This window comes from Corynebacterium sp. HMSC27B11, from assembly GCF_001815985.1.
In the GTDB taxonomy this organism is placed as follows: Bacteria; Actinomycetota; Actinomycetes; order Mycobacteriales; family Mycobacteriaceae; genus Corynebacterium.
This window is the reverse complement of record NZ_KV823549.1, coordinates 73,496-98,466: the sequence shown is the minus strand read 5'-3', so window position 1 is coordinate 98,466 and position 24,971 is coordinate 73,496. Positions and strand designations below refer to the sequence as shown.

The 24,971-nt window shown below is 66.1% G+C and carries 19 protein-coding genes and 1 pseudogene; 14 read left to right on the top strand and 6 right to left on the bottom strand.

Annotated features, from left to right (window positions below; genetic code table 11):
• Positions 1-44: 44 nt before the first annotated feature.
• Together HMPREF3097_RS02895 and HMPREF3097_RS02890 are read right to left on the bottom strand one after the other, a co-directional pair.
• Positions 45-818 carry an ABC transporter ATP-binding protein gene (locus tag HMPREF3097_RS02895; RefSeq protein WP_070760817.1) on the bottom strand — a complete coding sequence of 258 codons (774 nt, stop codon included), beginning with the start codon at positions 816-818 and terminating at the stop codon, positions 45-47.
• Between the two features lie 116 nt (positions 819-934).
• On the bottom strand, positions 935-1,942 hold the full coding sequence (locus HMPREF3097_RS02890; protein ID WP_070760815.1) for an ABC transporter permease: 1,008 nt from the start codon (positions 1,940-1,942) through the stop codon (positions 935-937).
• Between the two features lie 115 nt (positions 1,943-2,057).
• Between HMPREF3097_RS02890 and HMPREF3097_RS02885 the strand changes: the two genes are divergently transcribed.
• The 4 genes from HMPREF3097_RS02885 (at position 2,058) to map (ending at position 7,007) form a co-directional block, all read left to right on the top strand.
• On the top strand, positions 2,058-3,404 hold the full coding sequence (locus tag HMPREF3097_RS02885; protein ID WP_070760813.1) for a sensor histidine kinase: 1,347 nt from the start codon (positions 2,058-2,060) through the stop codon (positions 3,402-3,404).
• Positions 3,405-3,454: 50 nt separating this feature from the next.
• Complete coding sequence (locus tag HMPREF3097_RS02880; RefSeq protein WP_210398518.1) at positions 3,455-4,105, top strand: LuxR C-terminal-related transcriptional regulator; 651 nt, start codon at positions 3,455-3,457, stop codon at positions 4,103-4,105.
• Positions 4,106-4,185: 80 nt separating this feature from the next.
• Complete coding sequence (locus HMPREF3097_RS02875; protein ID WP_070760809.1) at positions 4,186-6,102, top strand: penicillin-binding transpeptidase domain-containing protein; 1,917 nt, start codon at positions 4,186-4,188, stop codon at positions 6,100-6,102.
• 38 nt (positions 6,103-6,140) lie between these two features.
• Positions 6,141-7,007 carry a type I methionyl aminopeptidase gene (gene map, locus HMPREF3097_RS02870; protein ID WP_070760807.1) on the top strand — a complete coding sequence of 289 codons (867 nt, stop codon included), beginning with the start codon at positions 6,141-6,143 and terminating at the stop codon, positions 7,005-7,007.
• A 96-nt stretch (positions 7,008-7,103) separates the two neighbouring features.
• On the opposite strand, the gene mtr is transcribed toward map, so the two are convergent.
• Together mtr and HMPREF3097_RS02860 are read right to left on the bottom strand one after the other, a co-directional pair.
• Positions 7,104-8,531 (bottom strand): mycothione reductase, encoded by a 1,428-nt coding sequence (gene mtr / locus HMPREF3097_RS02865; RefSeq protein ID WP_070760805.1) that lies wholly within the window; start codon positions 8,529-8,531, stop codon positions 7,104-7,106.
• A gap of 57 nt (positions 8,532-8,588) precedes the next feature.
• Positions 8,589-9,749 carry an alpha/beta hydrolase gene (locus HMPREF3097_RS02860; RefSeq protein WP_070760803.1) on the bottom strand — a complete coding sequence of 387 codons (1,161 nt, stop codon included), beginning with the start codon at positions 9,747-9,749 and terminating at the stop codon, positions 8,589-8,591.
• A 124-nt stretch (positions 9,750-9,873) separates the two neighbouring features.
• On the opposite strand from HMPREF3097_RS02860, the gene mqo reads away from it, so the two are divergent.
• Together mqo and cobA are read left to right on the top strand one after the other, a co-directional pair.
• On the top strand, positions 9,874-11,361 hold the full coding sequence (gene mqo / locus HMPREF3097_RS02855; protein WP_070760802.1) for a malate dehydrogenase (quinone): 1,488 nt from the start codon (positions 9,874-9,876) through the stop codon (positions 11,359-11,361).
• Positions 11,362-11,473: 112 nt separating this feature from the next.
• The gene (gene cobA, locus HMPREF3097_RS02850) at positions 11,474-12,511 is read left to right on the top strand and encodes a uroporphyrinogen-III C-methyltransferase (protein WP_246821223.1); all 1,038 of its coding nucleotides are present in this window, start codon (positions 11,474-11,476) and stop codon (positions 12,509-12,511) included.
• A 29-nt stretch (positions 12,512-12,540) separates the two neighbouring features.
• Here the strand turns inward: cobA and HMPREF3097_RS02845 are convergent, their stop codons facing one another.
• Positions 12,541-13,455 (bottom strand): YaaA family protein, encoded by a 915-nt coding sequence (locus HMPREF3097_RS02845; RefSeq protein WP_070760798.1) that lies wholly within the window; start codon positions 13,453-13,455, stop codon positions 12,541-12,543.
• A gap of 56 nt (positions 13,456-13,511) precedes the next feature.
• Here HMPREF3097_RS02845 and HMPREF3097_RS02840 point away from each other — a divergent pair, with 56 nt between their 5' ends.
• On the top strand, positions 13,512-15,290 hold the full coding sequence (locus HMPREF3097_RS02840) for a proline--tRNA ligase (RefSeq protein ID WP_070760796.1): 1,779 nt from the start codon (positions 13,512-13,514) through the stop codon (positions 15,288-15,290).
• Positions 15,291-15,376: 86 nt separating this feature from the next.
• Here the strand turns inward: HMPREF3097_RS02840 and HMPREF3097_RS02835 are convergent, their stop codons facing one another.
• Positions 15,377-16,480, bottom strand: coding sequence for a hypothetical protein (locus HMPREF3097_RS02835; protein ID WP_246821221.1), 1,104 nt, complete (start codon positions 16,478-16,480; stop codon positions 15,377-15,379).
• 139 nt (positions 16,481-16,619) lie between these two features.
• Between HMPREF3097_RS02835 and rimP the strand changes: the two genes are divergently transcribed.
• The 7 genes and pseudogenes from rimP (at position 16,620) to HMPREF3097_RS02800 (ending at position 24,971) form a co-directional block, all read left to right on the top strand.
• On the top strand, positions 16,620-17,210 hold the full coding sequence (rimP, locus tag HMPREF3097_RS02830) for a ribosome maturation factor RimP (protein ID WP_070760791.1): 591 nt from the start codon (positions 16,620-16,622) through the stop codon (positions 17,208-17,210).
• A 27-nt stretch (positions 17,211-17,237) separates the two neighbouring features.
• A complete protein-coding gene (gene nusA, locus HMPREF3097_RS02825; RefSeq protein ID WP_070760789.1) occupies positions 17,238-18,266 on the top strand; it encodes a transcription termination factor NusA in 1,029 nt (342 codons plus the stop codon).
• 219 nt (positions 18,267-18,485) lie between these two features.
• Complete coding sequence (locus tag HMPREF3097_RS02820) at positions 18,486-18,845, top strand: YlxR family protein (protein ID WP_070760787.1); 360 nt, start codon at positions 18,486-18,488, stop codon at positions 18,843-18,845.
• A 188-nt stretch (positions 18,846-19,033) separates the two neighbouring features.
• Entirely contained in the window at positions 19,034-21,817 is a 2,784-nt protein-coding gene (gene infB, locus HMPREF3097_RS02815) for a translation initiation factor IF-2 (RefSeq protein WP_070760785.1), read from the top strand.
• A gap of 149 nt (positions 21,818-21,966) precedes the next feature.
• Positions 21,967-22,398 (top strand): 30S ribosome-binding factor RbfA, encoded by a 432-nt coding sequence (rbfA, locus tag HMPREF3097_RS02810; protein WP_070759044.1) that lies wholly within the window; start codon positions 21,967-21,969, stop codon positions 22,396-22,398.
• 89 nt (positions 22,399-22,487) lie between these two features.
• Positions 22,488-23,859: pseudogene (locus HMPREF3097_RS02805) on the top strand (MATE family efflux transporter).
• A gap of 167 nt (positions 23,860-24,026) precedes the next feature.
• A complete protein-coding gene (locus tag HMPREF3097_RS02800) occupies positions 24,027-24,971 on the top strand; it encodes a metallophosphoesterase family protein (protein WP_070760783.1) in 945 nt (314 codons plus the stop codon).

The window sequence follows — 24,971 nt, the reverse complement described above, 5'->3', positions numbered from 1 at the left end:
GGCCCGGCCTGCACGTGCAGGCCGGGCCGAAGTCTTATCCGGGGTTAGCGGCTCTCGGTGATCTTGCCGTCCACGAGGGTCACCACCCGGTCCAGGGTGGCCAGCTGATCCTGGTCGTGGGAGACATACAGGGTCGCCGCGTTGGACTCCCGAGCCATCTGTCGAATCAGCTCGGTGACCTGGGTGGCTGTGGTGGTATCCAGTGCCGCGGTCGGCTCATCGACTAATAGGAGCTGTGGGGAGTTCATGAGCGCGCGGGCGAGGTTGACCCGCGCCTGCTGCCCACCGGAGAGCTCGCCGACCTTGCGTTGCTGCAGGCCACCCAGACCCACGGCCTCCAGCAGCTCGTCGGCGCGCTCGGAGGCTTTCTGCTTGGCCTTGCGCTGCAGAGGCCACGGGGAGCCCAGGTGCAGCATCGCCATGAGTTGATCCTTGACTCGCAGGGAAGGTAGTAGGTTTGGCTGCTGGAAGACGATGCCGATGTGGCTGCGACGGATGCGCGCAGCCTCGCGGGCGGAGTTCCCGGTGAGTGTTATCGCCTCGGCCGGATCGCCCGCCATCAACACGGCCTCGCCGCTCGTCGGTTCTTGCAGGCAGCCAGCTACGGATAGCAACGTGGACTTGCCGGAACCAGACGGGCCGGTGATGCCCACCAGCTCGCCCGGGGCGATGTGCAGGGAGACCTCATCTAAGACGCGGCGGGTTGCCGCGCCATCGGTGACCTCCAGGGTGATGGCGTCCATCGTGAGCCCGGAACCGGAGCGTGCATTGCGCTTCTGCTGTAGGGCATGGGTGTTGTGCGAGGTTGCGGTGGTCATGGGTATTCTCCTTGGAAGGCGTCGTTGGGGTCTATATCGGGGTGGTACGTCGGGGAAGTCAGCGGCGAGGATTGTGCGCCAGCGGGGTGGCGGCACTACCTCGGCCAGTGGGATGCCTAGGCTGCCGCCATGGCCTCGCGCGGGGAGACCTTCAACACGGGGCGCAGCGAGAGCGCGGAACCCGCCAGCCCCGCGAGCAGCAGAATCCCGGCCGGCTGGAGCATTGTGCCAGCAGTGAGATCGATCGGCAGCGTGTCGGCCAGGGCCATCCCGACACCGCCAGTGACCGCGAGCCCACCCAAGATTCCCACGGCGAGGACGACCACGGCCTGGCCCAGCGAGTCGGCGATCAGCACCCGGCGGGAGGCGCCCAGAGCCGAGGAGATCGCCACGCCACGCAAGCGCTGGATCGTCCACACCATGAAGAAGGCACCGAGCACGAGGGCGGAAATCACGTACAGCAGGTTGATCATGAGGTTCAACGAGAGCTGCTCACCGGTATAGGAGGCCGAGGCATTCCACCGGTCATCGCCGCTCAGCGCCACCGTGCCCTCGGGTGCCCCGCCCTCGGCCTCGATCGCGTCGGCGTCCACGACGGCCCCCAGGGAGTTGGCGGGCAAGCTGCCGACGTCGGCGTCGGAGACGAAAATCACCGGCTGGTGGTCGAAGTAGAGGTCCCGGTCGGGACGCTCGACCTGGAAATCGCTGCCACCCAGCGTGATGGTGCCGGGCGTGCCGAAGGCTTTGGCGAGGGCGTCGTCCTCAAACTCGGATGGCACCTGTGCCACACCGTGCGGGACATCAGGGGAGCTGAATACCGAGACAGGGGTGGAGTCCACGCGCTGACGCGCGACGACGAGCAGGGAAGCGCCGTAGTCCTCGCGCAGCGTGTCGATCTGGGACTCGCTGAGGCGGGAGGAGGACAGCGACGCGGTGCCGGAATCCTCGAGGACCAGCACCTGGTTTTCCCCCAGGCGCTCCTGAAGCGCGGAGACCGACTGATATTTCAGACCCGCGGCCAGGGAAGCCAGAAAGGTAACCATCACGGTGATCATGGCGACCGTCAGGGTGATCAGCGCAGTGCGGCTGGGGGCGGAACGGAGCTCTTTCAGACCTTGGAACATACTTCTATGCTCGCCGCCGACCAGAAGGAATACATCGGCTGTGGGGGTGGATTTTGACTCATACGAAAGGATGAGTGACACCAAAGCCCCAGGCCATGGGGGTTAGGGTGGAGGCGTGAAGGAAGACCCGCGCACCCACCCAGTCAGCTCGCAGCCTGCGACCCTCGACAAGCTCTCCCACGGCTTGTGGTTGGGCCTGCAGGTGTTGATGATCGGCCTGCTCATTCTCGTGGCCTGGCGGGCCACCCACCCGATGACCTGGGTCGGGCTGGGGGTGTTCTGGGTGATCTACTGCAGCCAACGACTCGTCACCCGCTGGGTGGGCGCGCCCACCTGGTTCGCCCTGCTGGTGGGGGCGTGGGCGGTGATGTCCGTCGGGCAGCTGGAGGGCGCATTCGTCATCTTCCCGATGTTCTTCCTCGCCGTGTACGTGTTTAGCCCGAGGATCTCCGCGGCGGTGGTCGCCGCGCTCACGCTCGGGGTCGTGACGATGCTGGTGGGCCACATCGGCTGGAACATCGGCGCGGTGACCGGACCGACCATTGGGGCCGCGGTCGCCTGGACCCTGGGGGTCGGTTTCCAGCTGCTGCACCGGGAGGCCACCGCCAAGGCACGCGCCCTCGATGCCCTGGTCGCGGCCCGCGAAGAGGCCCTGGCCAGCTCCCGCAAGGCGGGTGAGGCCGATGAGCGGATGCGGCTGGCCGGCGACATCCACGACACCGTGGCCCAGGGGCTATCCAGTATCCACATGCTGCTCACCGCCGTGGAGTCCCAGCTGGAGGGAGCCAGCCCGGCTGGGGTAGGCGAGACAGGGATAAGCGTGGCCGGGGGAACGCCCGATAGCGGTGGAAAGCGGCCCGCCGCCCAGCACCCCGCAGAACAGCCGGAGATCGAGGCGGTGCACCAACGGATGCTCACCCAGGTGCGGCTAGCTAAAACCACCGCCTCCGAGAACCTCGCCGAGACCCGCCGCATCATTGCCGCCCTGCAGCCCGCCCCACTAGAGGGGGCAGCGCTGCCCGTGGCCCTGGCACGGCTAGCCAGCTCCACCCCGCTCGGGGAGAAGCTGAGCTTCGAGACGGACGGCGCGCCCCGCCCGTTGCCCGACGAGGTGGAGGAAGGGCTGCTGCGCTGCGCTCAGTCACTCGTATCCAACGTGGTTCGCCACGCCAGGGCCGACCGCGCCAAGCTCTCGCTGACCTTCCACCCGGGGGACGTCATCCTCGACGTCGTCGACAATGGCGCGGGCTTTGACCCCAGCGACGCCAACGACCGCGGAGCTACCGGCGGCAGCCTCGGTCTCTCAGGCGTCTACCGTCGCGTCCAGGCCCTCGGCGGCGAGATGACCATCGAGTCCGCCCCCGGGGAGGGAACCGGCATCTCGATCACGGTGCCCACGACCGGATACGATCGGGTCGATGGCGCCGGGTCGCACCCGCGCCGGGAAGGTGAGACACAGTGAACCACGCAGCACAGACCCCAGCTCGGGGAGCCCAGGGTGGGCTGAACATCATGATCGTGGATGACCACCCCGTCGTCCGCGTGGGGCTGCAGGCACTCATCGAAACCGCCGAGGACGCTGCGGGCATCGATGTCGTCGCCTCGATCGCCGACCCGGACGAGGCCGTGGTTCAGGTCCGGAAATTCCAGGGAACCGAGCAGGAGATCGACGTGGTGCTCATGGATCTGCGTTTCGGGGAGGGGCCGGCTGGCGCCGAGCTTGCGGGTGGGGTGCGCGCCACCCAGGCGATCCGCGCGATTCCCGACGGCCCCCAGGTCCTCGTGGTCACGAACTACTCCACCGACCAGGACGTCGTCGGTGCGGTGTCCGCTGGTGCGGTCGGTTACCTGCTCAAGGATGCCCCGCCGTCCGAGGTGCTGGACGGCATCCGACGTGCCGCCCGTGGCGAGTCCGTCATGGCCCCGGAGATCATGGGAAAACTCATGGGCCAGATGACGAACCCGACCGAAGCGCTGACCCCACGGGAACTCGAGGTGCTGGCCCTGGTCGGCGAGGGAAAATCCAACCGGGACATTGCCCGTCAGCTCGTCCTCACCGAGGCCACCGTGAAGAGCCACCTCTCGCACGTTTTCCGCAAGCTGGGTGCCAATAACCGCACCTCGGCGGTGGCTGTGGCCCGCCAGCGGGGGATCATCGCCTAGCAAGGCCCAGCGAGGATCATCGCCTAGCGGCCCCGTGGGCACCATTCCACGCTTAAGTAGGGTGAAAATTCGGCTGTGTCATGCCGATGAACAGCGCAAATGCGGTGCTAACGTACACGGTTATGAGTCGGATTTTCCTCGCCTTCCTGTGCGCCCTGGGGGTCACCGTGGCCGCCACTGGGTGCACCCCGCGCCCGGATGTGGCGGATGACGCCGCGGTGGAGTTCCTGGAACGGCTGGCCGAACGCAATGAGCCGGAGACCATCACGGACAAGTCGGATACCGCGGCCAAGGAGATCGATAACACCTGGACCAAGCTGCAGGCGGAGGGGCTCGACGCGCAGCTCAAGGACGTGCGCACCCAGGACAACGTCGCGACCGCCAGCTACCGCATGGATTGGCAGCTGCCGGGTGAGCGCCGTTTCGCCTACGAGTCCCAGATGACGCTCACCAAGTCCAAGGGGGACTGGGTGGTCCGCTGGCAGCCCACGGTTCTGCACCCGCGCCTGGGGGCTAATCAGCACCTGGAGCTGCGCACTGTGGCTGCCGAGACCGCGAGCGTGGTCGGCTCCGACGGTGCCGTGTTGATGAAGCCGGGGAAGAAGTGGCGCATTTTCCTCAACGCAGACAAGGCCGGCGATGTCCGGGCAGCCGCCGAGCGCATCGCAGCCGAGGTTAGCGCCCTGGGTGGGGAGAACGCACCGGCTATCGACGCGGAGAAGGTCGCGGGGGAGGCCAAGAAGGTCGACGGCGACTACTCGGTCGCCATGGTGGAGGACAAGCTGGGGCAACGGCTGCGTGGTGCGCTGCGGGACGTGCCTGGGGTCCGTCTCAACGATGAATCCGCACTGGTTCGCCCGGACCCAAACTTCGCGCCGGACATCTTAAGCCGCGTGAATGCGGTCGTCGGCGAGGAGTTGCAGGGCACCGACGGGTGGAAAGTCATCGTCTCCACCGCCGAGGGCAACGAGGTCACGGAGCTCGAGAAGCACGAGGCGAAGGAAGCCCCGTCGGTGCAGGTCAGCCTCTCCAAGAAGGTGCAGGACGCCGCCCAGCGAGCCGTAGACACCCGAGCGGATAGCCAGACGATGATGGTCGTCATGCGGCCGTCGACGGGCGAGGTGCTCGCGGTAGCACAGACAGCGAAGGCCGATGAGCACGGCGACCTCGCGCTGCAGGGCCAGTACCCGCCGGGCTCGACATTCAAGATCATTACCGCCTACGCCGGCCTGGAGAAGCAGAACCTCACGCCTGATTCGATCGTGGGCTGCCCCGGCACCCAGGACATCGGCGGGCGCATCGTCACGAACTACAACGGCTCGGGGTTCGGCGACGGGCCGCTTCGCCAGGCCTTCGCCCGCTCCTGCAACACGACGTTTGCGGACATCTCCACCAAGCTCAAGCCCGGCGAGTTGAAGGCCACGAGCGCGCAGTTCGGCCTGGGCGTGGACTTCAAGATTCCGGGCCTGGATACCTTCACCGGCTCGGTACCCACCGGCGAGGTCATGCTGGACCGCACCGAGGCCGGCTACGGCCAGGGCCACGACCTGGTCAGCCCCTTCGGCATGGCGCTGGTCTCGGCCACCGCGGCGGCGGGGAAGATGCCGACCCCGTACCTCATTACCTCTCACAAGCCGAAGCCGGGCACCCAGCCGAAGGGCGCCGATAAGGGCAAGAAATCCCCGGCAGCACCCCCGGCGCTCGACAAGAAGAGGATCGCCGAACTGCAGGCCATGATGCAGGACGTGGTGACCAACGGCACCGCGGCCGGGCTCGACCGTTACGGCGACGTCCGCGGCAAGACCGGTGAGGCGGAGATCAACGACGGCTCGCACGCCTGGTTCACCGGCTACCGCGGCGACCTCGCCTTCGCGACCCTCATCGTCCGCGGCGGCGGCAGTGAGCACGCCACCGCGGTGACCGGGGAGTTCTTCAAGCACCTGGACGCCCCGGCCGCCCCGCGCGAGGACCAGCTGACCCCGGCCGTTGAGGGCTAAGGAACTGTGCCGCTGCCCGGGGAGTACCATCGGGCACTATGACCAGAGCACCACTTTCCCCAGGTAAGCCAACCCCGATCCGCACCGTGCCCGCCCACATCGAGCGGCCGGAATACGCGTGGAAGGCCGAGGTCCAGGAAAACATCGGCGAGGCCTGGATCCAGGATCCAGAGACCATCGAGAAGATGCGCGAAGCCTCCCGCATCGCCGCTGACGCGCTCCAGGAGGCCGGCAAGGCCGTCCGCCCGGGCGTGACCACCGACGAGGTCGACCGCGTGGCACACGAGTACATGTGCGACCACGGCGCCTACCCCTCCACCCTGGGATACCGGGACTTCCCGAAGTCCACCTGCGTGAGCCTCAACGAGATCATCTGCCACGGCATCCCCGATACGACGGTGATCGAGGACGGGGACATCGTCAACATCGACGTCACCGCCTACAAGAACGGCGTGCACGGGGACACGAACGCGACCTTCCTCGCCGGGGACGTCAGCGAAGAGCACCGCCTCCTCGTCGAGCGCACCGAGGCCGCCATGTGGCGCGGTATCAAGGCCGTCAAGCCCGGCCGTGAGATCAACGTCATTGGCCGCGTGATCGAGTCCTACGCTAAGCGCTTCGGCTACAACGTGGTCCGCGATTTCACCGGCCACGGCGTGGGCCCCACCTTCCACAATGGCCTGATCGTCCTGCACTACGACAACCCGAGCAACCAGACGCTGCTGGAGCCGGGCATGACCCTGACCATCGAGCCGATGATCAACCTGGGTGGGCTGGACTACGAGATCTGGGATGACGACTGGACCGTCCAGACCAGCGACCGGCAGTGGACCGCCCAGTTCGAGCACACCCTCGTCGTCACCGAGGAGGGCTACGAGGTCCTCACCCTGCCGAGCGAGGGGTAACTCACACACCAGCCCCCGGGGCCTCCAGCCCCAGGTTCCCGGACTAGCTCGGCGTGACAGCAGCGCGAGGCAGGGGCGAGAGCCGGGGTTAGGGGGCTAGTCGAATTCCAGGCCGAGCAGGGCATTTTCCACCAGCTCGGTCAGCGCAGGGTGCGGCCAGTACTGCTCGGTGGCGAAGCGGCGGGCATCGATGCCGAAGGCCATCGCAGTGACGACACTCTGAATCAGCGTGCTAGCCTCCGGCCCCATGATGTGCGCGCCCAGGATTTCGCCAGTCTTGCGGTCGGCGATCACCTTGCAGAAGCCGGTGGTGTCCTCCATCGCCCAGCCGTAGGCCACATCCGAGTAGCGCTGCACCTTCACCGTCAGCTCCCGGCCCGTGTCCTTGGCTTCCTCCTCGGTCATCCCCACCACCGCGATCTGCGGGTGGGTGAACACGCCACTGGGGACGGCGTGGTAGTCGTTGGCGCGCAGGTCCTCGGGGTGGGCGAGGTTGTGTTGGATGACCTTCGCCTCCTGGTTCGCGACGTGCTTGAGATCGAAGTCGTTGGAGGCATCGCCCAGCGCCCATACCCCCTCGGCCGTGGTGCGGCCGAATTCGTCGACCTTGATCTTCCCATTCTCCTTCTTTTCGACGCCAGCGGCCTCGAGTGCCAGCGTGTCCGCGTTGCTGATGCGCCCCTGGGCGGCGAGGATCTCGTCGGCGAGAAGCACCGTGCCGTCGTCGAGGGTGAGCTCCACCTGCCCGTTGTCGGTCTCGCGCGCCGAGCGCGGTTCCACCCCGAGGTGGGTATCCCACTGCTCGCGGGCCTGCTTAGTGAAAGCCTCGGAGATCTCGGCGTCCAGCTTGCGCAGGAGACGCTCGCTGCGGTTGACGACCGTGACCTTGGTGCCCAGGGCGTCGAAAATCGCGGCGAACTCGACCGCGACGATGCCACCGCCCAGGATGATCAGCGACTCGGGCTGGGTATCCAGGCGCATGATGTCCTCGTTGGTGCGGTAGCGCACGCCGGAGTCGGTAAGGACGGGGTGGATCCACGGGCGGGTGCCGGTGGCCAGCACCACGTCCTTGCCCCGGATGACGGGCGCGTCGGAGCCGTCGCCGATCTGCAGCGTCCGGGGAGCGACGAAGGACGCCGCTTCCCCGTGGAAGAGGGTGATATTCGGGGTCTCGTCCCCGGCGCGGTAGGCCGCACCGCCCTCGGCGATGGGATCGATGCGGTCACCGAAGACGCGTTGCTGGATGCCCTTCCAGTCCACGTGCTCCAGCGAGCCAGTCAGACTGAGCTTGTCGGCGACGCGGAAGGAGCGAGCCACATCCGCGGTGTGGACGAACATCTTCGTCGGGATGCAGCCGACGTTGATGCAGGTGCCACCGAAGACACCCTTTTCGACGATGGCGATGGTCTTCTCATCGTTGATCGGAGCCGGGATCGTGTTCCCCGATCCGGTGCCAACGATGATGATGTCGAAGTCCTGGATCTCTCCCGGTGCGGTGTTCTGCTCGGCATTCATGTTCTTCATGCCTGCCAGCCTAGGCGCGAAAAACAGGCGGCGGCCACGAGGCCGGTTTGTGGCCAGCTAGTTGCCGGCGATGCCCTGGGCTGCCAGCCAGTCTGCAGTCGCATTCAGGGCGCGACGGCGCACCGCGGGGCGGGAAAGGAAGACATCGTGGGTGGCGTCCGCGATGACCTCGATGTGTGCATGAGGGGAGACCTTCGGTGCGGTCTGCCACATCTGCTCCGGCTTGAGGATCGGGTCATTGACGTAGGTCGCGTCCGTGAGCCCGCGCCCGAAGTAGTGGCCGTCGCTGGTGAGCACCAGGGTCGGCAGGCCGGTGTCACAATGGCCCGCCTGGAGGTCGGCGATCTGGCGGACCACACCGGCCATCCAGCTGACGTACTTCTTGCGGGGCTCAATGGGCTTGAGCTCAAGGTCGTAGTCCCATTCACCCGCGTAATCGGCGTGAAGTGAGTGCCCATAGGAAGGGTTGATGCCCTCCGGCAGGGGAATGTGCGGGGCGACCTTGGCGAGCTGCGGGAAGACCCGCTTGATCACGAAGCCCACGAGGCCGTCGAACTGGATGCCATACCAGGGGGAGTTGCCGACGACGGCGCCGAGCATGCCGTGCAGCCCGGCCTCCGCGCTGGAAGGATCGCGCTGAGTAGCAGCGTTGAGCCGGCCGGCCCAGGTGGTGACGTCCAGCCCGCCGGTGGAGTGACCCACCGCAACGACGGTCGGGTGGGCAGTACCGATGAGCCCCAGCGCGATGGAGAGGTCCTCGTCATAGATGGCCTGGCTGGTTACGTGGTGCCAGGTCTGGCCTTCCCGCCACGCCCTGCCGCACTTGCGCATGTCGATGGCGTAGACCGCGTAGCCGGCCTCGTGGAAGAAGCGGGCCACGTGGTCCTGGAAGAAGTAATCCGTCATTCCGTGGACGAAAAGTAGGGCGGGACGCCCGTAGAAATTACGGGTCGGGTCGGAGACCGCAGAGGCGGCTGTCGACCCGCTAGCCTCGGCGGGGAAGTAGCGGACGAGGGCGAAACGCACCGGGGGCTCGCCGTCAGGATCGTCGCCCATCTCGACGTAATGCACGCCGAAATCCGGGCCCAGAAGGTCCGGTCCGAAGGTCAGTTCTGCGACGCTGGCGCCTCGCGGATCGGTGAGGACATCGGCCAGCTGCCGGGAAGACGTGTTGCCACCGTGGGCCGGGGCGTTATTCATAGCTCTGGAATCATTCATCGGGATCGATCATATTCAACTTTTTCAGGGGTATAAGGGCAGGCCTGAATATGGATCGAAAAGGCACAGGCGTATGGTTGAAGAAGCGTGACAAAGCTTTCTTCCGTGAAGGATTGAGGAAACCGTGGCAACGAATAGTTCTCAAAACGATACCGTCGACGTCCTGCTGGTTGGCGCCGGCGTCATCTCCACCACCCTGTCTGTGATGCTGAAGCAGCTGCAGCCGGAATGGAGCCAGCTGATTCTCGAGCGCCTGGACACCCCGGCCGCCGAGTCTTCTGACCCGTGGAACAACGCAGGCACCGGCCACTCCGCGCTGTGCGAGCTGAACTACACGCCGGAGGTCAACGGCAAGATCGACGTCTCCAAGGCTGTCGGTGTCAACGAGAAGTTCCAGGTCTCCCGCCAGTTCTGGTCCCACCTCGTGGAGAACGACATCCTGGGCGAGCCGTCTGAGTGGATCAACCGGGTTCCTCACGTCTCCTTCGCTCAGGGCATGGATCAGGTGGACTACCTGAAGGCCCGCTACGAGGCCCTGAAGGATAACCCGCTGTTCCCGAACATGAAGTTCTCGGACTCGGAGACGAAGTTCCGTGAGTTCCTGCCGCTGATGGCGGAGGGCCGCGACTTCAACACCCCGACCGCGATTTCCTGGTTCGAGGAGGGCACCGACATCAACTACGGTGCGCTGACCCGCCAGTACGTCGACGCCCTGACCGCTGAGGGCGTCGAGGTGCGTTACGGCAGCGAGGTCGTCAACCTCAAGCGCGACGGCGCGAAGTGGAAGGTCTCCGTCAAGAACCGCCACACCGGCGACACCTCCGTCGTCACCGCCAACTTCGTCTTCATCGGCGCCGGCGGCATGGCACTGCCGATGCTGCAGAAGGCCGGCATCCCGGAGATCAAGGGCTACGGTGGCTTCCCGGTCTCCGGCCAGTGGCTGCGCTGCACCAACGAGGAGCTCATCGAGAAGCACGCCGCGAAGGTCTACGGTAAGGCCTCCGTCGGCGCCCCGCCGATGTCCGTGCCGCACCTCGACACCCGCGTAATCGATGGTAAGAAGGGCCTGCTCTTCGGCCCATACGCCGGCTGGACCCCGAAGTTCCTGAAGTCCGGTTCCTTCCTGGACCTGTTCAAGTCCCTGCGTCCGGGCAACCTGCCGTCCATGATCGGTGTTGGTCTGCAGGAGTTCGGACTGACCAAGTACCTGGTGGAGGAGCTGCTGAAGGACCAGACCGCGAAGATGGAGTCCCTGCGCGAGTACATGCCGGAGGCTAAGGACGAGGACTGGGAGCTGGTCATCGCCGGCCAGCGCGTCCAGGTCATCAAGCCGATCGGCGCCCCGAAGTTCGGCTCCCTGGAGTTCGGTACGACCCTGATCAACTCCAACGACGGCAGCATCGCCGGCCTGATGGGCGCTTCCCCAGGCGCGTCCATCGCCCCGGCTGCCATGCTCGAGGTGCTGGAGCGTTGCTTCGGCGGTCGCATGGCTGAGTGGGCTCCGAAGCTGCGCGAGATCATCCCGTCCTATGGCCAGCGTCTGGTCAAGAACGAGGCCCTGTTCCAGGAGCAGTGGGACCGCTCCCAGAAGGCGCTGAAGCTGGCTAAGTAGCTTCCGCTGCCCGCAGGCCGCCCGCCCGAGAGGATTGCCCTCGGGGCGGGCGGTTTTTCGCTGTTGGTGGGGGTTTGAGAATCTAGACCGCTCGGTCTACTATGCTGTGCTTATGAGTATTTTCCTGCGCAACGTCCACGTCCTTGTCCCGGCCGGCAGCCCCGACGCCGAGCTCGTCGCCCAGCGCTGCCGTGACGCAGGCGCCATCGTCACCACCAGCCCTGCCGGGGCGGCGTCGGAGATTGACTGGGCTGCCACCGCCCTCGTCGTGCTCCCGGGCCAGACCCCGGGTGCCACGGAACTGATCGCAGCAGCTGAGCAGCACGGCGTGCCGGTCAATAACCTTGGGGGCGGAACCGAGGAAGCGCAGAATGCGGGGGACAGGGGCGGGGAATGCCCTGGCGCGGGGACCGTGACGCTGGTGGGCGGTGGCCCCGGTGGCGAGGGGTTGATCACCGTCGCAGGGAAGCGAGCCATCGAGGGAGCCGACATCATCTTCGCCGACCACCTGGGTCCCTTCAGTCTCGCCGAGGAAGCAGCCGAGCGCGGGGTGGAACTCGTGGACGTGTCCAAGATCCCCTATGGCAAGCAGGTAGCCCAGGAGAAAACCAACGAGATGCTCATCGAGGCTGCTCAACAGGGCAAGAAGGTGGTGCGCTTGAAGGGAGGGGATCCCTTCATCTTCGGCCGGGGACTAGAAGAAGCCGAAGCATGTGCGGCCGCCGGGGTGCCGGTATCCGTCATCCCCGGGGTGACGAGCGCGACCTCCGCGCCAGCGCTGGCCGGCGTATCTCTGACCCACCGCGGCTGGGTTCACGACATCACGATCGTCTCCGGGCACGTGCCCCCGGGTCACGAGAAGTCGCTCGTGAACTGGGAGGCGCTGGCTGGGCTGACCGGCACGTTGGTGCTGATCATGGCCGTGAAAAACGCCGGGGCTATCGCTGCGGAACTTATCGCCAACGGCCGGGGCGCCGAGCAGGCGGTGACGATCATCGAGTCGGCCTCCATCGACGGCGAGCGGGTCACGGAAACCACTCTCGGGTCCCTTGGGGAAACGATCGACGCGGCAGGAATCAAGCCACCGGCGATCATCGTGGTCGGCCGGGTCAGCGAGCGCCGGATTAAGGGCTTGGCGGCGGCGTTCTAACAGAGATAAGAGGGGAGGGGCTTTTAAGCCTATTCGGCCGGAACGATGAGCGTGACCTCGCTGGGGTCACGCACCTCCGTGCGAAAATTCGCCTCGACGAACGCCTCCACGTCACCGATGCGGTGGGCGAAAGCCTCCGCCAGCTCGCCGGTTGACTGCGGGTCAGCGGGCAGGTGTCCACCGGCCAACGCCAGCTCCCGGGCAACTAGCCCCTTGTAGTGCTTGTTGAAGTGGCTGACGACCTTGCGGCTGCCGTCCGGGTACTCGGATTCCACGCGCAAGCTCACCGCGCCCGGAACTTTTCCGAGGTCCCGGTAACCACCGGAGCGCAGGTCAATGATCCCGCCGCCAGCGCCATCCGTGTCGGCGGCGCGATCCTCCCGCCACCGGGCGAGCTCCTCGCCGATGCGGTTGCCCTCGGCCGGCTTCGTCCACTGGGAACGCAGGGTGCGGGGCTGACCGTCCACGAGCACCTTGGAGCCGGCGGAGAGTCGATAGCGGGGGATAAGGTCGTCGGCGGCGATCACCCCGAAGAGTGCCGAGCCGATCGCCAGCCTTGCACGCGCGTCCGCGGGGAGGGACAGGCCGGTGCGTTGCCCCGTTGGGTCGAGGGCATCGTAGGCCACCCCGGTGTATCGCTCCACCGCAGGAAGCAGCTCGGAGGAAGCGACGGCGGCGTTGGACTCGTGCTCAGCGTGCTGGGTAGCACGGATCCCGATCATCTTGTCTAAGGAGCGAATCCGCTCTTCTGCGGCTTCTGCAGAACCCGAGTTCTTCGACAGTGCTTCTTGGGCTGCAAGGAAACTGCAGCCCATCTCCTCAAGGGTGCTGAGCAGGTGTTTTCTGGTTGGCGCTAGCCCGGGAAAGGTCAGCTGATCCACGGCGACCGGGCCGGGCTGGCCGCCCACTGTTTTGCTTTCCGAAGGAGGCAGGATGATGAGCATGAAAACATGCTAGCCGGTGGCGTGCCACGCAGGGTCGGGGCTGTAGGCTAAGCATCATGATTACCCGCATGTCCTCCCTCTTCCTGCACACGCTGCGTGACGACCCAGCTGATGCAGAACTCGCCAGTCACAAGCTGCTTGTCCGAGCTGGCTATATCCGCCGCGTTGCACCGGGTGTGTACTCCTGGCTCCCCATTGGTCTGCGCGTCCTGCGCAAGGTCGAAAACGTTGTTCGGCGCGAAATGGACGCCATCGGCGGTCAGGAGCTGATGTTCCCCGCGCTGCTGCCGAAGGAGCCCTACGAGGTCACCGGGCGCTGGGACGAATACGGTCCCGAGCTCTTCCGCCTCAAGGACCGCAAGGAGGCGGACTACTTACTCGGTCCCACCCACGAGGAGCTGTTCACCTGGCTCGTCAAGGGGGAGCTGAACTCCTATAAGGATTTCCCGAAGGTTCTCTACCAAATCCAGACCAAGTATCGCGATGAGGCCCGCCCGCGCGCTGGCATCCTGCGCGGCCGTGAGTTCGTCATGAAGGACTCCTACTCCTTCAACATGACCGACGAAGGCCTGGATGAGTCCTACCGCTTGCACCGCAAGGCCTACCAGCGGATCTTCGACGCCCTCGGCATCGAGTACGTCATTTGCTACGCGACCTCTGGAGCGATGGGTGGTTCGGCCTCCGAGGAGTTCCTGGCGGTCGCCGCGGACGGCGAGGATACCTTCGTTCGCTCCACGGAATCCGACTACGCCGCCAACGTGGAAGCTGTCGTCTCCATTCCGCCGGCTGAGGAGTCGGTCGAGGATAAGCCGGAGGCAGTAAGCCACGAGAGCCCTGGAGCCGACACCATCGAGACTCTCGTGGAGTGGGCCAACGAGGCGGGCCTGACTGTCGACGGGGCTCCGGTGACGGCGAAGGACACCCTCAAGTGCATCGTGTGCAAGGTCACCCGCCCAGGCGAGGATGAGGACGGTAACCCGTACGCCCCTGAGCTCACCGGAGTGCTCGTGCCGGGCGACCGCGAGGTCGACATGAAGCGTCTCGAAGCCTCCCTGGAGCCGGCGGTCGTCGAACTGGCCGATGATGAGGATTTCAAGAAGTACCCCTTCCTCGTCAAGGGCTTCGTTGGCCCCCGCACGTTCGCGGATAACGACCTGCGCGTGCTCGCCGATCCCCGTGTGGTCAAGGGCACCGCCTGGATCACCGGCGCGGATGAGAAGGATCGTCACTACTCCAACCTCGTCGCAGGCCGCGATTTCACCCCGGATGGTTATGTTGAGGCCGCCGAGGTTCGGGAGGGCGACCCATCCCCGGATGGCAAGGGTGTGCTCACCCTGTCGCGCGGCATCGAGATCGGCCACATCTTCCAGCTGGGGCGGAAGTACACCGAGGCCTTCGACGTTCAGATCCTGGACGAGAACGGCCGACGCACCGTCCCGACGATGGGCTCCTACGGCATCGGTGTCTCCCGCCTGCTGGCCGTGGTCGCCGAGCAGATGCACGACGAGAAGGGGCTGCGCTGGCCGCACAGCATCGCCCCCTACGACGTCCACGTGGTCATCGCTAACAAGGACGAAGCCGCGGGTGAGGCTGCACGCGAGCTTGTCGAGGCACTGTCGGATGCGGGCTTGGAGGTGCTCTTCGACGATCGCCCGAAGGTCTCCCCGGGCGTGAAGTTCAAGGACTCCGAGCTGCTGGGCATGCCACAGGTCGTGGTCGTTGGGCGCGGCTTCGCCGAGGGCAAGGTCGAGCTGCGAGATCGTCTGAACGACGAGCGTTCCGAGATCGACTACGCGGACGCCGTCGACGTCATCACGAAGGCAGCCCGGGCCTAAGAACCTGCCCCACGCCAGCGGGGTAGGCGTGGGGCAACCGGTGGGGGTGAGCTCAGTGGATTACGCAGAGAGATAAGGGGGCGTTGCTAGTCCCCACCTCGCAGGACCACTGCTTCGGGCCCAAGCCCCTGGGCCAACTCCAGCTGGCCCTGGGCACGGCTCAGTGCTGCGCACGCCTGAGCCAGTGCCACCCGCAGCGGCCCGGTCTCGGCGCGGCCAGCGAGCAAGCGTAGCTGGGAAAGCGGGGCGGCGAGTGCGGCGTGCAGGAAAGCGGGGGCCTCCTTGGCACTCGCGGGGGCCTTGGTGGCCTTCGATACGCCGAAGCCAGCAGGGGGCTCGTAGGCGCCTTCTGCGTCCTCGGGCTTCTCGGCGCTGTCGTCTGCGGCGGGTGTGATCATCGCGGTGACGACGTCGCGGGCCAGTCGGGCACCATCTCCGGCGGCTGCCAGTTGCTTGCGTGCGGAGCCGTCGTCGGCCGCCAGCGCGACCCCGGCGGCCTGGATCGCCCCGTAGACGGAGTCCAGGGCGTCCTTCAGATCCTCACCGAGCGCCTTCGTGTTCCCGCGGCCCACGACCTCAGGATCCTCGAGCAGCTCGGCGATATCCTCGCGCTGTGGCGCACCGGCGACGGGCGCGGTTGCGCCGTAGAGGCCCACCAGCAGCTGAGTCTGGAACTCTTGCCGGGTCACGGTGCGGCCTTGAGAGTCCTTCTCGTGAGCAGCCGCGTCTGGCAACTCCGGGCTTTCGATGGCGCCCAGCAGCTCGCGTTGGATACCAGCGAAGAGCTGCCTGCGCTTAGCTGCGGAATCGGTGCCTTTATCGTCGTCGGCGGTCCGGGCCTTCGCAGCGGTGGACGACGCGGTGCCGGACGTGGGGGAATCACCGCTGCCGCCACCGTCTGCGTCCTCGAAACTGCACTGCGGGTCCCGCTGGCCTTCATCGTCGGTACCGCACTGGCGCAGGAATTCTTTCTCGAGAACTCCGATCTGGCGGCGGATGAACTCCGTTTCCTCAGTGTCGGCCCGATCCAGAGCCGAGCGCATCACCGCTCCGATTGAGCGCAGCTGCTCATTGGGCTCGAAGCCACCGCGCACACGGTTAAGCGCCTCGGAGGCCTCGTCGATGCTACAGGCCGAGAGCAGGCCCGTCGCGAGCACCGCCCCCAGCCCCGCGACCCCCGCTTTGAGCACGCCACGCCGAGTGAGGGCTGGAGCGGCGCTAGAGCGCTCGGGGAGGTGGAGGCTTTGATTCTGAGGAGAGTCCGGATTCACAGCCACTATGGTGCCACACATTCCGCTGGGCACCGCACCGGCGGGGAGGGTGCAAGGCATGGCAACCGCTCTTGATGAAAAGCTCCGCGCATTGGCAGCCGACGAGGCGAAGAAGTGCGGACTGGATGTGGAAAAACTCACCTTTACCCGGGCTGGGGCGAAGTCCAGCGTGAAGATCGCCGTGGATGCGGACGAACGCCCGGACCTCGACCTGCTCGAGGAAGCCTCCCAGTTGATTGGTGCTGCTTTCGATGCGGCCGAGGAAGCACAGCAGATTGACCTCGGGCCGAGCTACACCCTCGAGGTGACGACCCCTGGGCTGGACTTCCCGCTGCGAGAGGCTCGCCACTTCCAGCGCAACATTGGCCGCCTCGCCAACCTGCCGGGAGGGGGCAAGGGGCGCATCGCGGCCGTCGAGAATGACGAGGTCGCGATCCTGCCCGCAGCCAAGAAGAAGGCCGGGAAGAAGTCCCAGGGCAAGAAGGCGGGGAAGAAGACCCCGCAGGCACCGGTGCAGATTTACCCGCGTGCTGAGCTAGCCGGGTCCACCATCGAGGTTGAATTCTCACCCGCGCCAGCAGCCGAGCAGGAATTACTCGGATTGACCATGGCCGAGTACCATGAGCTCGCGAAGAGTGACGAAGCCTAAGCGACAAGAAGTCGATGAGGAGTACAAGTGAATATTGATCTTGCTACGCTGCGCGCCATCGAGCGGCAGGAGGGCGTGCCGGTCGACGAGCTGATCCACGCCATCGCCAACGGACTGAAGGAGGCCTACCGCAACCAGAGCGCCTTCGACGGCGAGGTGGACGTCCAGATCGACCCCACCTCTGGTGCAGTGGCGATCTACCAGGTGGAGCGCGACGAGGAGGGCAACGTCACCGGTCGGTTGGACGAGACCCCGGAGAACTTCGACCGCACCACCGCGCTGGCGATGCGCGAGGCGATCCGCCGCCGGATCGGGGGAGCCCGCGTCCAGCAACGCTACGACGAGTACTCGCCGATCCGCCACACCATCGTCTCCGGTGTCGTCACCCGCGACGCACGCGCAAACGAGCGCGGCATCACCGTGGTCCACATCGGTACCGAGGCGGACGGCATCGACGGCCAGATCCTGCCCGCCGAGCACATCCCCGGCGAGGTGCTCAAGCACGGCACCCGCGCGAAGGCCTTCGTCACGGACGTCATCAAGCACGCCGACCGCAACGTGCAGATCAGCCTGTCGCGCACCCACCCCGAGCTGGTTCGCGGGCTGTTCGAGCTCGAGGTTCCGGAGGTCGCCGACGGCTCCGTGGAGATCATGTCCATCGCCCGCGAGGCGGGGCACCGCACGAAGATCGCAGTCCGCGCCACGATCAAGGGGCTCAATGCCAAGGGGGCGTGCATCGGCCCGCGTGGCCAGCGCGTGTCGGCCATCATGGGTGAGCTCGGCGGCGAGAAGATCGACATCATCGACTACTCCGATGACCCGGCGCAGTACGTGGGCAATGCGCTCTCGCCCTCGAAGTTCGTCTCCTCGACTGTGATCGACGCAGAGCAGCAGATCGCTCGCGTGGTCGTTCCGGACTACCAGCTCTCGCTGGCGATTGGTAGGGAGGGGCAGAATGTTCGCCTCGCCGCGCGTCTCACCGGGTGGAAGATCGACATTAAGTCCGACGCCGCGCCAGAGGAGCACTCGGCTGGCGAGGGCGAGCAGGCGAACTAGCGCCGCTGAAGTTCAACGTGGGGGAGGTTCGCTAGGGTGGCCCCGCCGGATCCGGCGGGGCCACGAGTCATTGAGGGGTGGGATAACGGGGATCAGCGCGGGGAGCTGTCACAACGCTGAAATGGGGGTGGGTTAACCCCTAACAGGCTTTTCACGTAGACTGGGGGCTGGTCAACGTGCTGGACCACGCATTTGTTGTGCTCGAGAGAAAGTGAGCTTGTGGAGGACCGAGCGAAACGCGAAGGCTCGCACGCCGAATCGGCTGCGGACCCGGCGCTCGCGCGGAAGACCACGGCGCACGTCGCGCTGCGCACGTGCATCGCCACGCGAAAGGTGAAGCCCACCGCCGAGCTCCTCCGGTGTGTAGCCCAGCACAGCGACGACGGGACAACCCGCATCGTGCCAGATCTTCACGGCCGGCTCCCGGGCCGCGGCGCGTGGCTTAGCCCCACCGCAGAGGCCCTCGAGAAGGCCATCGAACAACGGCGATTCCACCGGGCCCTGCGATTGGGCTCAGTGACGCCGGACTTCGACGAGTTATGGGCGGTGCTGGGACGCGAGGGATCTCAAGAGCATTGACCCGCCGCGTTGAACGTTCCATGGACAGTTAACGATTTATCAGTTGACGGAGCCCGACATGTTTGAAAGCACTCTGAACTGATGAGCGCACGATGAAGCGGCATCAGCGATGAACCAGAAACGTTAAAGGGAGCCGGACGTAGCCTTTCCGCATAAGGCCACCGGCTCCGAGATATCGAAGGAGAGTAGTGGCCGGAAAGCTACGTGTACACGAGCTTGCGAAGAAGCTCGGTGTGACCAGCAAGGAACTCCTTGCAACCCTGAAGGAACAGGGAGAATTCGTTAAGACAGCCTCCTCCACCGTGGAGCCCCCTGTCGTCAAGAAGATGAAGCAGTTCTACGGCGTCGCGCAGGAGTCCAAGCCGACGACGCCGCCGTCCCCGCTGGCACAGGCTGGCAGTGTTCCGGACAGCACCCAGCGTGGTCCGAAGCCGGGCGCCAAGCCTGCGGCTAAGCCGAAGTCTGCACCGAAGCCGGGTGCCGCGGCAGCCAAGCCAAGCGCGAAGCCAAGCCCTGCTGCTGCAGCGAAGGCTGCACCGGCAGCGAAGGCGACCCCGACCCCGGCTGAGGCTGCGCCAAAGCCGGGCCAGGCTGCACCGAAGCCGGCCGCGAAGCCGGGACAGAAGCCAGCTCGCGCCGCAGGCAAGCCGGGCCCGAAGCCGGGTCCGAAGCCGGGCGCGCGCCCGCAGCGGGTTGCTAATAACCCGTTCTCCTCCACCACCGAGCGCCCACCGCGCCCGCGTGGCGGAGCCACCCCTGGCGACATGCCTCGCCCAGGTGGCACCCGTGGCGGCGCCGGCCGTGGCCAGGCACCACGCCCGGGCCAGGGTCAGGGCCGTGGCCAGGGCACCGCGAAGCCGGGGGCAGCACGCCAGGGCGGCGGCCGTCGCCCATCCCCGGCGATGATGCCAGCCACCCCGAGCCCGGGTCAGATGCCCGCCAAGTCCGGAGCCGGTTTCGGCGGCGGTCGTGGCCGTGGCGGTCGCCCAGGCGGTCCAGGCCGCCCAGGTGGTCCGGGACCACGTGGCGGTCGCGGCGGACGTCGTGGCGGCACCGCAGGTGCATTCGGCCGTCCGGGCGGTCCACCGCGCCGTGGCCGCAAGTCGAAGCGCCAGAAGCGCAATGAGTACGAGGCAATGCAGGCACCGAAGGTCGTGGGTGGCGTTAAGCTGCCGAGCGGCAACGGTGAGAAGATTCGCCTCGCTCGCGGCGCCTCCCTGGCCGACTTCGCGGACAAGATCAACGCTGACGCAGCAGCACTGGTGCAGGCGCTGTTCAACCTCGGTGAGATGGTGACCGCCACCCAGTCCGTCTCCGACGAGACCCTGCAGCTGCTGGGCGACGAGATGGACTACAAGGTCGAGGTCGTTTCCCCAGAGGACGAGGACCGCGAGCTGCTCGAGTCCTTCGACCTGCAGTTCGGTGAGGACGAGGGCGACGACGAAGACCTCGCCCAGCGCCCGCCGGTCGTCACTGTCATGGGTCACGTCGACCACGGTAAGACCCGCCTGCTGGACACCATCCGTAAGGAGAACGTTGGCTCCGGCGAGGCCGGTGGCATTACCCAGCACATCGGTGCTTACCAGGTCAGCGTGAACATGGAGGGCGTCGAGCGTCCGGTCACCTTCCTGGATACCCCTGGTCACGAGGCCTTCACGGCAATGCGTGCTCGTGGTGCGAAGTCCACGGATATCGCGATCCTCGTCGTTGCTGCTGACGACGGCGTGATGCCGCAGACCGTCGAGGCGATCAACCACGCCAAGGCCGCGGACGTCCCGGTTGTGGTCGCGGTGAACAAGATCGATAAGCCGACCGCACAGCCGGACAAGATCCGTGGCCAGCTCACCGAGTACGGCCTCGTGCCGGAGGAGTACGGCGGTGACACGATGTTCGTTGACATCTCTGCGAAGCAGGGCCAGAACATCGACCAGCTGCTGGAGGCCGTCCTGCTGACCGCCGACGCGTCCCTCGATCTGCGCGCTAACCCGGACATGGACGCCCAGGGTGTCGCCATCGAGGCGCACCTCGACCGTGGCCGCGGCCCGGTCGCGACGATCATCGTCCAGCGCGGTACCCTGCGCGTCGGCGACTCCATCGTCGTCGGCGATGCCTACGGCCGCGTGCGCCGCATGATCGACGAGCACGGCAACGACGTCCAGGAGGCTGGCCCGTCCCGCCCGGTCCAGGTTCTCGGCTTGACGAGCGTGTCCGGTGCCGGCGATAACCTCCTCGTTGTTGACGAGGACCGCACGGCCCGCCAGATCGCGGACCGCCGCGACGCCCGCCGTCGTAACGCGCTGGCAGCCCGTTCCCGCAAGCGCGTGTCCCTGGAGGACCTGGACGAGGTGCTCAAGGAGACGAGCACGCTCAACCTCATCCTCAAGGGCGACAACGCCGGTACCGTCGAGGCACTGGAGGACGCCCTGCTGAAGATCGAGGTCGACGACGAGGTCGCGCTGAACATCATCGACCGTGGTGTCGGTGCTGTCACCGAGACCAACGTCCACCTGGCTGCGGCCTCCGACGCCGTGATCATCGGCTTCAACGTCCGCTCCGAGGGCAAGGCCACCGAGGCGGCCAACGCCGAAGGCGTGGACATCCGCTACTACTCGATCATCTACAAGGCGATCGAGGAGATCGAGGCTGCCCTCAAGGGCATGCTCAAGCCGATCTACGAGGAGAAGGAGATCGGTACCGCGGAGATCCGCCAGATCTTCAAGGCTTCCGCCGTCGGCCTCATCGCAGGCTGCATGGTGGAGACCGGCAAGGTTCGCCGCAACGCCAAGGTTCGCCTTGTCCGCGATGGCAAGGTCATCTCCGAGGACGCGACGATCGACTCGCTGCGCCGGGAGAAGGACGACGTCACCGAGGTCTCGCACGGTTACGAGTGCGGTATGGTGCTGTCCTACCCGAACATCGAGGTCGGCGACCGGATCGAGGCCTACGAGATGGTCGAGGTCCCTCGCGACTAACTGGTCAACACCGGTTAGCTAAGCTGGGCGATTGCTAGCCCGCCGCAATCCCGGAAACGGGGGCGGCGGGGCAGCGCCCGGCTTTTGCCGTTTTTACATCACTACCCGGCGGGGCCGTGAAGGCCCCGCCCGAAAAGGAGTGCCACATCATGGCTGATAATGCTCGCGCGGCGCGCATGGCCAAGCGCATCCAACAGATCGTCGCCGTCGCCATCGAGCGGGAGATCAAGGACCCACGCCTGGAGTACGTGACCATCACGGACACCCGGATGACCGGCGACCTGCACGACGCCAGCGTGTTCTACACCGTCCGTGGCGCATCCATCGACGAGGAGCCGGATGTTCCGCTGGCTGCCGCCGCGCTGGAGAGCGCCAAGGGGCAGCTCCGAAAGATCGTGGGCGACCAGCTCAGCGTCCGCTTCACGCCGACCCTGAGCTTCGTGCACGACACCGTCCCGGAGGCGTCCGCTCACATGGAGAAGCTGCTCGCCGAGGCTCGCGCGAAGGACGAGGCCGTGCGTGCCCAGGCTGCCCAGGCCAAGCCGGCGGGCGAGGCTAACCCTTATAAGGAGCGCGACTAGCGCTGCCTGCGCAGCCCCAGCGCCCTGACCGGGTGCCGGGTGCGCGCGGAAGAAAATTCGCCGAGAAGAGGATCTGAAGGAAAGCCACGGTGCAGGAGCCCACAACGCTGCGGGAGTTCGAGGACGTCGGAACCCGAAAGATCCTCGCGCTGGCCTGGCCGGCGCTCATCGTGCTGGCAGCCACTCCGCTGTACCTGCTGCTGGACACCGCCGTCGTCGGGCGCCTGGGGGCGACCTCCCTGGCTGGACTCGCGACGGGTGCGGTGGTGCTGAGCACCGTCACCACGCAGCTGACCTTTCTTTCCTACGGCACCACAGCCCGCGCCGCGCGGCACTTCGGGGCAGGGCGCACCACCGATGCTGTCTACGAGGGTATTCAGGCCTCCTGGATCGCACTCGGCGTTGGGGCGGTGCTCGCGGTGGGCCTGTTCTTTTTCTCCCCGACCATTTCCCTTGCCTTATCCGGAGATGCCGAGGTGGCGGCCGAGGCCACCAACTGGCTTAAAGTCACCAGCCTGTCGGTGATTCCCGCGCTGTTCATCATGGCAGGTAACGGCTGGCTGCGGGGACTGTCCAACACGCGGCTCCCGCTCTATTTCACGCTGGCCGGGGTCATCCCCATGGCTGTGACTGTCCCACTGGCCGTACGCCGCTGGGGGGCTTGTGGGATCCGCGATGGCGAACGTCGCCGGTGAGCTGATCATCGCCGCGTGTTTCCTGGGCGCGTTGGTGTTTCACTGGCGCAAGTTCGGGGATCACCGCTCGATGCGCCCCAACGGGAGGGTGATCCGCACGCAGCTGGCGATGGGGCGTGACCTCATCGCCCGGTCTCTGTCCTTCCAAGCGGCATTCCTTTCCGCAGCGGCGGTGGCCGGGCGGATCGGAGCCCCGGCGCTGGCTGCTCACCAGATTCTGCTGCAACTGTGGAACCTCGTGTCTCTGCTGCTGGATAGCGTCGCGATTGCTGCCCAAGCCTTGGTTGGGGCCGCCTTGGGCGCTGGTTCGGCGCGAGCGGCCCGCTCCGTGGCACGCCAGGTGTTGAAGTTTTCGCTGGGGGCTTCGGTGGTGCTGGCGGTCTTCTTCGGGCTGGGGTCGCGGGCGGTTCCCCAGCTCTTTACGGCCGACGCTCCCGTGCTCGATCAGATTGGTGGACCGTGGTGGGTCTTCGTTTCCATCATCGTGATCGGCGGAGCCGTCTTCGCATTGGACGGGGTGCTGCTGGGAGCCGCGGACGTGGCATTCCTGCGCAATGCCAGCATCGCGGCGGCTGTCATCGGCTTCATTCCACTGGTCTGGCTGAGCCTCGTTTTCGACGTCGGTCTGATCGGGGTATGGGCAGGGTTGGCTGCTTTCATGCTGATCCGTTTCGGCGCGGTTCTGTGGCGCTACCGCGGTGACGCCTGGACGGTGAGCGCTGATCAGCGGGAGGAGCGAGGCACCCAGGGCGCCACGGCAGCCTAGGGGAGGGGAGAGAGGCCCAAGCGGCTGACCTTGCTCTTTCTTGAAGCCACGGTGAGGCAACGTAGGGTTGAGTTTTCTAGGAACTTTCCTCGGCAATATGATTTAAGCGTGGCTGGACGACGATAAAGTCGCGGGCCGGATAACGACGGACGATGAAGGTGGTGGGCATGCAGGGCGCAGATGATTCGCTGGCAGCGCAGCTCGCCTACACCGCCGCCGTCGCCGGCGGTGCGGGGGAGGAAGAGACCCGGGATGCGGTGACTCTGTGGGCCGTCAGCGACCTGCACGTGGGTGCGCGCGGCAACCGCGATCTCGTCGTCGACCTGGTGCGGCCCCGCAACCCCGAGGACTGGCTGATCGTGGCAGGCGACGTCGCCGAAGACCTGGACGTGGTGATCGACGTGCTGGCCGAGCTTCGGCAGCGCTTCGCCAAGGTGATCTACGCGCCCGGGAACCATGAGCTCTACGCCCGTGCAGGGCACGGGCCGGTGGGAAAAGCGAAATACGAGGAGCTCATCCGTCGTTGCCGGCGCATTGGGATCTACACTCCGGAGGATCCGTACCAACAGTTCGCTGGGCACACCATCGTCCCCCTGTTCACTCTCTACGATCACTCCTGGCGCGATCTGACCGACACCCCGGAGGAAGCGATTGCCAAGGCGCACGCGCAAGGTCTGGTCTTGAGTGATTACTACATGATCCGGCCTTTCGTGGATGTCCCGCTGTGGTGCCGGGAGCGCCTGGCCTATTCGGTGCGCCGCCTGGGGCAGGTTACTGGCCCCACCGTGCTCGTGAACCACTGGCCCTTGGCGCAGGAATCCTTGCGGCGCGTGCGATACCCCGAGATCGGGCTGTTTTCCGGCACCCGGCACACCCAGCAGTGGGGTAGGCGTTATCGCGCGGCAGCTGTCATTCACGGGCATCTTCACATACCTTTAGGTGTTGAAGTTGATGGCGTGCCTCATGTGGAAGTTTCCCTGGGCTATCCGAGGGAACGGAAGCGCAGCTTGCCCCCGCGGCAAAAGCTTGAGCTGTGGCCCTATCCAGTCATCTGCGTCCCGCACACATCTGGTCCACAAGCTGGTTTCGAGGAAAGGCGAGGAGGGAAGTAG